The sequence below is a fragment of the Rahnella laticis genome (assembly GCF_015644585.1).
Lineage (GTDB): Bacteria > Pseudomonadota > Gammaproteobacteria > Enterobacterales > Enterobacteriaceae > Rahnella > Rahnella laticis.
In genome coordinates this window covers 24,326-33,207 of the sequence record NZ_JADOBI010000021.1, presented here as the reverse complement: position 1 = coordinate 33,207, position 8,882 = coordinate 24,326, and the positions used below count along the sequence as shown (strand labels likewise).

At 51.9% G+C, this 8,882-nt stretch carries 10 protein-coding genes and 1 riboswitch; of the genes, 4 read left to right on the top strand and 6 right to left on the bottom strand.

What is annotated here, in order from left to right:
* The 3 genes from IV433_RS26260 to purD all read left to right on the top strand — a co-directional run.
* A partial coding sequence (locus tag IV433_RS26260; RefSeq protein ID WP_229893735.1) for a hypothetical protein occupies nucleotides 1-326 on the top strand: 326 nt, incomplete at its 5' end.
* Nucleotides 327-459: 133 nt separating this feature from the next.
* Nucleotides 460-2,049 carry a bifunctional phosphoribosylaminoimidazolecarboxamide formyltransferase/IMP cyclohydrolase gene (gene purH, locus IV433_RS25950; RefSeq protein WP_195816532.1) on the top strand — a complete coding sequence of 530 codons (1,590 nt, stop codon included), beginning with the start codon at nucleotides 460-462 and terminating at the stop codon, nucleotides 2,047-2,049.
* Nucleotides 2,050-2,095: 46 nt separating this feature from the next.
* The gene (gene purD / locus IV433_RS25945) at nucleotides 2,096-3,385 is read left to right on the top strand and encodes a phosphoribosylamine--glycine ligase (protein ID WP_195816531.1); all 1,290 of its coding nucleotides are present in this window, start codon (nucleotides 2,096-2,098) and stop codon (nucleotides 3,383-3,385) included.
* 97 nt (nucleotides 3,386-3,482) lie between these two features.
* Here the strand turns inward: purD and IV433_RS25940 are convergent, their stop codons facing one another.
* From IV433_RS25940 to nudC, 6 genes are all read right to left on the bottom strand, one after another.
* Complete coding sequence (locus IV433_RS25940; RefSeq protein WP_229893742.1) at nucleotides 3,483-4,124, bottom strand: DUF1481 domain-containing protein; 642 nt, start codon at nucleotides 4,122-4,124, stop codon at nucleotides 3,483-3,485.
* Nucleotides 4,125-4,187: 63 nt separating this feature from the next.
* Nucleotides 4,188-4,460: a nucleoid-associated protein HU-alpha gene (hupA, locus tag IV433_RS25935; RefSeq protein WP_013577396.1), complete on the bottom strand. Its 273-nt coding sequence runs from the start codon at nucleotides 4,458-4,460 to the stop codon at nucleotides 4,188-4,190.
* Between the two features lie 190 nt (nucleotides 4,461-4,650).
* Nucleotides 4,651-5,241 carry a YjaG family protein gene (locus IV433_RS25930; RefSeq protein WP_015699027.1) on the bottom strand — a complete coding sequence of 197 codons (591 nt, stop codon included), beginning with the start codon at nucleotides 5,239-5,241 and terminating at the stop codon, nucleotides 4,651-4,653.
* 70 nt (nucleotides 5,242-5,311) lie between these two features.
* Nucleotides 5,312-5,992 (bottom strand): deoxyribonuclease V, encoded by a 681-nt coding sequence (gene nfi, locus IV433_RS25925; protein ID WP_195816530.1) that lies wholly within the window; start codon nucleotides 5,990-5,992, stop codon nucleotides 5,312-5,314.
* Nucleotides 5,993-6,001: 9 nt separating this feature from the next.
* Nucleotides 6,002-7,066: a uroporphyrinogen decarboxylase gene (hemE, locus tag IV433_RS25920; RefSeq protein ID WP_195816529.1), complete on the bottom strand. Its 1,065-nt coding sequence runs from the start codon at nucleotides 7,064-7,066 to the stop codon at nucleotides 6,002-6,004.
* 71 nt (nucleotides 7,067-7,137) lie between these two features.
* The gene (nudC, locus tag IV433_RS25915) at nucleotides 7,138-7,923 is read right to left on the bottom strand and encodes an NAD(+) diphosphatase (protein ID WP_195816528.1); all 786 of its coding nucleotides are present in this window, start codon (nucleotides 7,921-7,923) and stop codon (nucleotides 7,138-7,140) included.
* Between the two features lie 98 nt (nucleotides 7,924-8,021).
* On the opposite strand from nudC, the gene rsd reads away from it, so the two are divergent.
* Nucleotides 8,022-8,531, top strand: a complete 510-nt coding sequence (gene rsd / locus IV433_RS25910; protein WP_152325379.1) for a sigma D regulator — start codon at nucleotides 8,022-8,024, stop codon at nucleotides 8,529-8,531.
* Between the two features lie 80 nt (nucleotides 8,532-8,611).
* Nucleotides 8,612-8,738: riboswitch (TPP riboswitch) on the top strand.
* The last annotated feature ends 144 nt before the right edge of the window (nucleotides 8,739-8,882 follow it).

Here is an 8,882-nt window from a genome sequence, read left to right as displayed (position 1 = left end):
TTCCTCATTCAGTGTCAACCGTTTATTTTATCCGGCTGCCGCTGTTTTTAATCTTTCCGACCCGGTCACTTCGTGATGTTGTTCACGTTGTTCCCTGTCGATGGAGCGGCATTATAGGGAGTTCTCAGCAGGCCGCAAGGGCTAATTTTAAGAAAAAATACCGTTTGCTGCATTACACAGCAAACACACCGCTTATACCGTGTTTTGCACAGATTTATCCACAGATGCGCAGGAATCTCAAATTTTGCGAGCGTCGCGCAATCGTTTTCGCTACAATTTCGCGCGTCAGTTTTCGACACCTGTTACCGGTGATAAATGAAAAGTAAGTCGCCAGAGGGGAGTTATCTGAGCTCAATCCCGCGTTTTTCTGCAAATTGCTCTATATAGAGAGAAGAAAACGCTCATTGAATTCCGATAACGCTCTTTATTGCGACTCCAAAGCCAAGGATATAAACCACCATGCAACAATCTCGTCCAATCCGCCGCGCCCTGCTCAGTGTTTCTGATAAAGCCGGTATCGTAGAATTCGCCCAGGCACTCTCTTCGCGTGGCGTTGAATTACTTTCCACTGGCGGCACCGCCAGCCTGTTGGCAAAAGCCGGTCTGCCAGTCACAGAAGTGTCTGACTACACGGGTTTCCCGGAAATGATGGATGGACGCGTCAAAACCCTGCACCCGAAAGTTCACGGTGGGATCCTCGGTCGTCGCGGGAAAGATGATGAAATTATGGCGCAGCACGCGATCGCGCCAATCGACATGGTGGTCGTGAACCTTTATCCATTCGCGCAAACCGTCGCACGCCCGGATTGCTCACTGGAAGATGCGGTAGAAAACATTGATATCGGCGGCCCGACCATGGTCCGCTCGGCGGCGAAGAATCACAAAGACGTAGCGATCGTGGTGAAGAGCAGTGACTACGCTTCTATTATTGAAGAAATGGATGCCAACAGCAGCTCACTGACGCTGGCAACCCGTTTCAATCTGGCGATTAAAGCTTTCGAGCACACCGCGTCTTATGACGGAATGATTGCCAACTACTTCGGTACCATGGTTCCGGCTTATCACGGCGATACCGAATCCGCGTCTGGTCAGTTCCCGCGTACCCTGAATCTTAGCTATATAAAGAAACAAGATATGCGTTATGGCGAGAACAGCCATCAGAACGCCGCCTTCTATATAGAAGAAAGCGTCAGCGAAGCTTCCGTTGCGACCTCGACCCAACTTCAAGGCAAAGCCCTTTCCTATAACAACATTGCAGATACCGATGCGGCACTGGAATGTGTGAAGGAATTTGCAGAGCCTGCGTGTGTCATCGTCAAACACGCAAACCCTTGCGGCGTTGCCATCGGCGACAATATTCTGGCTGCTTACGAACGTGCTTATCAGACTGACCCGACTTCTGCTTTCGGCGGCATTATTGCCTTCAACCGCGAGCTTGATGCTGAAACTGCGAAAGCGATCATCAGCCGTCAGTTTGTGGAAGTGATCATCGCCCCGTCAGTCAGCCCTGAAGCGCTGGTCCTGACTGCGGCAAAACAAAACGTCCGCGTTCTGACATGCGGCCAATGGCAAGGGCGCCAGAAAGCGCTGGACTTCAAACGTGTTAATGGTGGCCTGCTGGTTCAGGATCGTGATTTGGGCATGGTTGACGCCGGTGACCTGCGCGTTGTTTCCCAGCGCCAGCCAACTGAGCAGGAACTGACTGATGCACTGTTCTGCTGGAAAGTCGCTAAGTTCGTTAAATCCAACGCTATTGTTTACGCACGCGACAAAATGACTATCGGCATTGGTGCCGGCCAGATGAGCCGCGTTTACTCCGCGAAAATCGCGGGGATTAAAGCCTCTGACGAAGGTCTGGAAGTCGCAGGTTCCGTGATGGCATCCGATGCCTTCTTCCCGTTCCGCGACGGTATTGATGCAGCCGCTGCGGTAGGCATTACCTGTGTGATTCAGCCTGGCGGTTCAATCCGTGATGACGAAGTTATCGCGGCCGCAAACGAACACGGTATCGCAATGCTGTTTACCGACATGCGCCATTTCCGTCATTAATTTTCTTTTAGCGGGTGCGATGCGCCCGCTCACCCGGAGTCCTCGAATGAATATTTTAATTATCGGTAACGGCGGGCGTGAACATGCACTGGCATGGAAGGCATCGCAATCCCCTCTGGCGGATAAAGTTTTTGTCGCACCCGGAAACGCCGGTACCGCACTGGAACCTCTGCTGGAGAATGTCGATATCGCTGCAACGGATATCGCTGGTTTGCTGGCGTTCGCCAAAAGCAATGATATCGGCCTGACGATTGTCGGCCCGGAAGCTCCGCTGGTGATTGGCGTGGTCGACGCATTCCGCGCTGCGGGTCTGAAAATTTTTGGCCCGACGCAGGAAGCGGCGCAGCTGGAAGGCTCAAAAGCTTTCACCAAGGATTTCCTCGCTCGCCACAATATCCCAAGCGCGGATTACCAGAACTTCACCGAAATCGAACCGGCACTGGCTTATCTGCGCAGCAAAGGCGCGCCGATCGTCATTAAAGCTGACGGACTGGCTGCAGGCAAAGGTGTCATCGTGGCGATGACATTGAAAGAAGCAGAAGATGCAGTCCACGATATGCTGGCAGGAAATGCGTTTGGCGACGCTGGCCACCGTATTGTTATCGAAGAATTCCTGGATGGCGAAGAGGCGAGCTTCATCGTGATGGTTGACGGTACGAACGTTCTGCCAATGGCAACCAGTCAGGATCACAAACGTGTTGGCGATGGCGACAGCGGCCCGAACACCGGCGGTATGGGCGCTTATTCCCCGGCACCGGTTGTGACTGATGAAATTCATCAGCGCGTTATGGATCAGGTTATCTGGCCAACCGTGCACGGCATGGCGGCTGAGAATAATACTTACACCGGCTTCCTGTATGCAGGTTTGATGATTTCCGCAGACGGCCAGCCGAAAGTGATCGAATTTAACTGCCGCTTCGGGGATCCGGAAACTCAGCCAATCATGTTGCGTCTGCGCTCGGATCTGGTCGATCTTTGTCTGGCCGGTGCGGAAGGCCGTCTGGGCGAGAAAACGTCTGAGTGGGATCCGCGTCCTTCCCTGGGCGTTGTGATTGCCGCCGGCGGTTATCCTGCCGATTACAAAACCGGTGATGTGATCCACGGTTTACCGCTGGAAGAAGTCCCGGACGGCAAAGTCTTCCAGGCCGGAACCCGTTTGCAAGATGAACGCGTGGTGACAAATGGCGGACGCGTACTCTGTGTGACGGCGCTGGGTAAAACCGTCGAAGCCGCTCAGCAGCGCGCTTATGATTTAGCGAAAGATATTCATTGGGAAGGTAGCTTCTGCCGCAAGGATATCGGCTATCGCGCCATTGACCGCGAACGCAATCAGTAATCGCGTTCATCTGACGATGAGAACCTGACGATCAAAAAAGGCACGCTTCGGCGTGCCTTTCCTTTATACGTGTTAGTATACGTGTTAGTAAGCGGGATCAGAGATCTGACTCTTTAGGTTCCCATTTACAGAAATCTTCATTTGCGACCAGCAGCAATTCATTGCCTTCCGGTGCGGTCAGCCAGGCAAGGCCGAGATTGTCGTTGCTCCGACTAGCCCTTTTAGCCAACCAGACCTGGGAACGGACGGTCAGTTTCGGCGTCACCTGTTCACCCGCGCAGGTGGTGATCAAACCCTGCCGCCAGTTAGCCTGCACCAGCCGGACATTACCCACGCGCAGCGCATTACTCAGATCGAGGATTTTTGTCGCTTCATATTTATAGCGCTCGATATCATCTGACGATAATTTTTCCCGGCGCTCAGGAAGCTGCCGCTGCATAAAGCTGACGTGCCCGCTATCGTCAAAACGCAGCATCACGCCTAAATCAGTTTGCGTCGCATGCGTTTCTTTAATCAGGTGCAATTGCCCCTGCTGGAATTCATAACGGGTAATGATCGTATCGCCGCCAAAATAGGGGCTGTATACGTTGAGAATAGTTTGAGGTTCGTTTTGTGCGTTGTCTTCGCGCCAGAGCCGGTTGATACCCTGATCGGCAACATACCCGCTGGCAAAGAATAATTCAGAGGAGTTTTTAGAACTGCAACCCACCAGACCGAGAACCAGTAAACCTGCCACCAGCCTGGGGGTGATAAACTGAAGGGGCTTACAGGCCCCTCCGCTTATTCTTTTCACTGCAAGCAATTACTTAACAGCGTCTTTCAGAGCTTTACCAGAAACGAACGCAGGTACGTTTGCAGCTGCGATTTTGATTTCTTTACCAGTCTGTGGGTTACGACCAGTACGCTCGTTACGATGATTTACCTTGAAAGTCCCGAAACCAACCAATTGTACAGCATCACCTTCTTTCAGAGACTCGGTAATAGCAGACAGAGTAGATTCAAGAGCAACTTTGGCTTGTGCTTTGGAAAGATCAGCTTTGTCAGCAATTACATCAATCAGTTGAGTCTTGTTCATAAGTTATCCTTTACAGTGTGTTTATCGTTTGCAAAGCATCGAGTGCGACGGATATGCCGATTGACAGCACCCTCCTGCATACACGCACCGATAGCCACTTTTTTTACGCACCCCAAATGTAGACCAGACAGGGTGCGGATGTGAAGCCTTAAGGCACGACAAATCAGGCGTTAAATCACGTTTTCTAGCCTTATTGCGCTAAATTTATGCCAATGTTACTGACAGCGGCTTCACGCAGGTCAGAACGTAACCCTTTTATTAATTCCAGGTCACGCTCTTCACAGTCAGCCAACAGGCGAAAAATCTCCCATTGGATGTCCCATTCTTCTTCAACAGCAGGAATGACTTTCAGCTCTTCATCGGTCATTTCTTTACCGGCCTGAGTCATTTCCAGCATCGCAACAGTACGAATTGATGTTTCACTCACGGCAACCGCGTGCGACAACGTTTCGCCACTCAGACGTGAATGAATCAGTTCGCCTAATGCGATACACGCATCGATGGCCGGGTAAACACCATAAATGTCGTAATCATCGGAAGAAGGCACGGCTTCCTCCAGTTTTTCGAGCTGTGAGTCAAAATTGACCTTGGCGTCTTTTACCACCAGCGTTTCCCAGATTAAATCCAGGATACGGCGGTAAAGCTGTGCCTCGCCAAACCCGGTTTCCAGGCAAAAAGCCTGATAGTTCGGGTACATGCGTTCACACAAGCTCGCCATAAACGTCACGTGTTGCCAGCTTTCCAGCTTTTCCAGACGTAAATGAATTGGATTACGTAACATGAGTTGATCTCGTTAACTTTTCTGCGCGGGAGTTTACCTGAAATAAATCAATATCCCTATTCCTTGATTCCTAAAGATCATCACTCAACCGTTGCCAGCGTTGAAACGCTGCCCGATTTGATGCCACAGCATCCGCCCAGCGGGTTGGCTCTGGCAAACGATATTGCCGCATGCAGCGTTCAACCCAGTAAAGTGACGATTCCATGCTGATGCGATTGCCCGGCGAGATAAACAGCGGATTACAGCGCAGTTTGCTGCGCCAGACCCAGCCAATCTGCTCATCGCCTTCATACAGCGCCTGCTGGCTGTGTTGCTCTTCCCCGAGAGGCAGAAATTTGCCGCACAAGCGGCTCTTCGCTACACCAATTGTTGGCACGTCAATCATCAGGCCAAAATGGCTGGCGACGCCAAGACGGCGCGGATGCGCAATACCCTGCCCGTCAACCAGCACCAGATCGGGTCGCGCACTGATTTGCTTCCAGGCCTGCAAAAGCGCCGGTAGCTCCCGGAAAGAAAGGAAACCGGGAATATAAGGCATGACAGTTGGAATGCGGGCTATCTGGTATTCCACCAGCTCAAGCGAGGGATAACGCAGAACCGCAACCGCGGCGCGCGTTACTTCGCCACCCTGTTCGAAACCGACATCCACACCCGCGATCAACGCCGGTGTGCTGAAATCAGTCGGATCCTGCAGTTCAATTTGATCTGCAAGGATCCGTTGTTCTTCACGTAATGCGCGGGTATCAATCATACGCCGGATTTACTCGTGATATTGCCGGGACAGGCTGTGTACTGCTTCCACGAACGCACCCGCATTTTCTGGCGGAACATCCTGGTGAATACCGTGGCCCAGGTTAAACACATGACCGTTGCCTTTACCAAAACCGGCCAGAATGGTTTCCACTTCCTGTTCAATACGTACCGGAGAAGCATAGAGCATGGAAGGATCCATGTTGCCCTGAATCGCCACTTTATCGCCCACGCGACGACGGGCTTCGGCAATATCTGTTGTCCAGTCGAGGCCCAGCGCGTCACAACCGGTTGCCGCCATCGCTTCCAGCCATTGTCCGCCGCCTTTGGTGAACAACGTCACCGGCACACGGCGCCCTTCGTTTTCACGGATCAGGCCGTCGACAATTTTGTGCATATAGTTCAGGGAGAACTCGCGGTAATCGCAAGGCGTCAGCACGCCGCCCCAGGTGTCAAAAATCATGACAGACTGCGCGCCCGCTTTGATTTGAGCATTAAGGTAGAGAATGACGCTGTCAGCCACTTTATCGAGCAAAAGGTGCAAAGTCTGCGGATCGGCATACATCATCTTTTTGATTTTTGTGAAGGCTTTGCTGCTGCCACCTTCCACCATATATGTCGCCAGTGTCCACGGGCTGCCGGAAAAACCGATAAGCGGCACTTCACCTTTGAGGTTTTTACGGATAGTACGAACCGCATTCATGACGTATCCCAGTTCCATTTCCGGATCGGGAACGGGCAGTTTTTCCACATCGGCACGGCAGGTCAGCGGGGAAGAAAAACGAGGGCCTTCACCGGCTTCGAAATACAGCCCCAGCCCCATGGCATCAGGAATGGTCAGGATGTCAGAGAACAGAATCGCGGCGTCCAGCGGGTAGCGACGCAGTGGCTGGAGTGTCACTTCGCAGGCCAGCTCCGCATTCTTGCAAAGCGACATAAAATCACCGGCTACAGCGCGGGTTTCTTTGTACTCTGGCAAATAACGGCCCGCCTGACGCATCATCCAGACCGGTGTGATATCCACAGGCTGGCGTAACAGGGCGCGCAGGTAGCGATCATTTTTCAACTCATTCATTCTGTCTTTTTCCTTCAATATTCGGGCCGCCCGAAAATAATCTGGCGGCATTCTAGCATGCAACACTCCTGCTACACGTCGTCTTCATCGCTTTCTGCGCGGCACAGCGCAACCGTATCTTCAATCAGCCGGCGGGCGATGGTCCCCGGCGGCGGCAACTGTGGCAGTTGATCAAAGCGATACCAGCCTGCGTTGAGCAGCTCTTTCGGATCATGCACGATGTCACCGCTGTCATAGTCGGCCATAAACGCCATCATCAGCGAATTCGGGAACGGCCAGGGCTGAGAACTGACGTACCGGACGTTCTTCACGCGAATATTGCTCTCTTCCATCACTTCGCGTGCCACGGTTTCTTCGAGTGTTTCCCCGACTTCAACGAAACCGGCCAGTACCGTGTGGATGCCATTACGGTGACGAACATGCTGCGCCAGCAAAATCTCATCACCACGGCGGATGGCGACAATAATGCAGGGCGCAATTTGCGGGTAATAGCGTTCACGGCAATGCCCGCACAGCGCGGCCCATTCGGTTTTACTGACGTGCATCTCGTGACCACAGTAGCCGCAGAATTTGTGCGAACGGTAAAATTCCGACAACTGCACACCTCGCCCGACCAGCTGGAATAGCCCGCGATCCTGATCGAGCATCTGCCGCGCAGACACCATGTGATTGTGCATCGCCTGACGTACCATCCACACGGGTTCGCCCTGCCATTCACCAATCTGACGCCCGATTTTGCCCGTCAGAGAAAATTGCGCAGCGCTGCCATTCGGCAGTTCACCCTCGGGCAGCCACAGCTTGCCCTCATAGCTGATTACCCACCAGCCGGTATGTTCTTCTGTGATCTGTAATTCCATAATTGTTGTTGCATAACCTCGACGAGACTGACAATCTGGGGTTGATATTTACATATTAGTAACCTTTGGTTACTTTTTTCTCGCTCACGGAGTCAACCATGCTAAATCGTCTGGAAAGACTGACCCAACGCGTTGGTGGCAGTAATGAGTTAGTGGATCAATGGCTGCACGCGCGTAAAGAATTGCTGGTGTCTTACTGCACACTGGTCGGCCTGAAACCCAATAAAGAAAAACATACACCGCTGAATGAAAAAGCGTTGGACAACTTTTGCCATAACCTGGTGGATTACCTTTCTGCCGGTCATTTCCATCTTTATCAACGGGTCATCGATGAAGTGGAAGGTGCAGAGATAAAATTACAGGCTGCGAAAATATACCCTGCACTCGAGCTCAATACTGAAGCTATCATGGCTTTCCATGACAGTTACACCGAAAATGATATTGATGATGACAATGCTTTCGCATTTCATTATGCATTATCCGATGTGGGTGAAGCATTGGATGCGCGTTTTCAGCTTGAGGATCAACTGATCATTCTGGCCTTTGATCCGGAAAGTCGCAAAGAATTGCCTTCTGCAAACGAAGAGCATCTTGCCAGACCCGCGTAACGTGTTACTTCTGCACAACACGTTGCCACAATAAAAACCCTGCTCAGGGTTGTAGTTTTTAAAACGGCCTCCTATATTGAGGCTTCTTGTCGGAGTGCCTCGTGCAAAATTTCCTCGCGGAGATGATGCCAGGCTGAGACCGTTAATTCGGGATCCGCGGAACCTGATCGGGTTAGTACCCGCGAAGGGAACAAGAGTAATGTTATGCGTTTAGCGCGATTTGGCATCAGCCTGCAAACGGCCGCCAGCGTTCAACCGCCCATTTTTACTCCTGCCGTAAACCTCCAGACAAGCAATTTTCCATTACGTTCTGTCACGCTTTTGCCGTGAAAACAACACAAGGAATTTGCT

Coding starts and splice junctions, on each gene's coding strand:
- purH (WP_195816532.1), top strand. CDS start 460: ATGCAACAATCTCGTCCAATCCGCCGCGCCCTGCTCAGTGTTTCTGAT.
- purD (WP_195816531.1), top strand. CDS start 2,096: ATGAATATTTTAATTATCGGTAACGGCGGGCGTGAACATGCACTGGCA.
- hupA (WP_013577396.1), bottom strand. CDS start 4,460: ATGAACAAGACTCAACTGATTGATGTAATTGCTGACAAAGCTGATCTT.
- IV433_RS25930 (WP_015699027.1), bottom strand. CDS start 5,241: ATGTTACGTAATCCAATTCATTTACGTCTGGAAAAGCTGGAAAGCTGG.
- nfi (WP_195816530.1), bottom strand. CDS start 5,992: ATGATTGATACCCGCGCATTACGTGAAGAACAACGGATCCTTGCAGAT.
- hemE (WP_195816529.1), bottom strand. CDS start 7,066: ATGAATGAGTTGAAAAATGATCGCTACCTGCGCGCCCTGTTACGCCAG.
- nudC (WP_195816528.1), bottom strand. CDS start 7,923: ATGGAATTACAGATCACAGAAGAACATACCGGCTGGTGGGTAATCAGC.
- rsd (WP_152325379.1), top strand. CDS start 8,022: ATGCTAAATCGTCTGGAAAGACTGACCCAACGCGTTGGTGGCAGTAAT.